The following is a 1,120-nucleotide window of genomic DNA, read 5'->3' as shown; positions in this document are numbered from 1 at the left end:
CTAGGTGTGCTGTCCAGGGAGGTTGGTCGAGGTTGTGTGACGACCTGATTTAGATCCTGGACTGGTGAAGGCCTCCGGTTGTGGAGTGGAGCTGTCTAGGAACCGCTCCGCAACCAGGAGGCCTTCATGCTCCACCGTAATGCTGCTTTGACTCCACGCGCGCGTCTGCGGCTGGCGCGTCTGATCATCGACGAACGCTGGCCGGTCGCCCGGGCCGCCGAACGCTATGACGTGTCCTGGCGCACGGCTAAACGATGGGCTCAGCGTTACGCCGAGCAGGGCGAGGCCGGGATGCAGGACCGTTCGTCACGTCCGCATCACAGCCCGGCCCGGACACCACGGCCGGTGGTCCGCAAGATCGTGCATCTGCGGTGGAAACAGCGGCTGGGCCCAGTGCAGATCGGCGGGAGGCTCGGTATACCGGCCTCGACCGTGCATGCGGTACTGACCCGCTGCCGGCTCAGCCGGCTCAGCCATATCGACCGGGTCACCGGCGAACCCGTCCGGCGTTACGAACACGACCGGCCCGGGGCGATGCTGCACGTCGACGTCACCAAATACGGCAGCATTCCTGACGGCGGCGGCTGGCGCTACGTCGGCCGAGTCCAGGGCCGACGCAACCGTGAGGCCACAGCCGGACGCACCGGCGCCCGCAGCAAAACCTACGAACCGAAGATCGGTACCGCGTTCGTGCATACCGTCATCGACGACCACTCCCGCGTCGCCTACGCCGAGATCCACGATGACGAGAAAGCCGCGACCGCGATCGACGTGCTGCGCAACGCCGTCGCCTGGTTCGCCGCCCGAGGCATCACCGTCGAACGGGTGCTGTCTGACAACGGCTCGGCCTACAAATCCTTCGCCTGGCGTGACGCCTGCACCGACCTCGGCATCCGGCCGAAGAAGACCCGCCCCTACCGGCCCCAGACCAACGGAAAAGTCGAGCGCTTCCACCGCACCTTGACCGACGGCTGGGCCATCGCCCGCTTCTACAACAGCGAACAAGCCCGCAGGAAGGCCCTACCAGCCTTCCTGCATCACTACAATCACCACCGGCCTCACTCAGCCATCGGCGGCCTACCACCCATCACCAGGTTGACCAACGTCCCTGGACAGCACA

The 1,120-nt window shown here is 65.9% G+C and carries 1 protein-coding gene; it reads left to right on the top strand.

Annotated features, from left to right (window positions below; translation table 11 throughout):
* Positions 1-126: 126 nt before the first annotated feature.
* Positions 127-1,120 (top strand): IS481 family transposase (locus BXA10_RS30265; protein WP_076474252.1); only part of this gene is annotated, 994 nt, incomplete at its 3' end.

This window comes from Micromonospora avicenniae (assembly GCF_900156065.1).
GTDB lineage: Bacteria > Actinomycetota > Actinomycetes > Mycobacteriales > Micromonosporaceae > Micromonospora > Micromonospora avicenniae.
The sequence above is the reverse complement of the archived record's forward strand: the minus strand, read 5'-3'. Positions and strand labels throughout refer to the sequence as shown.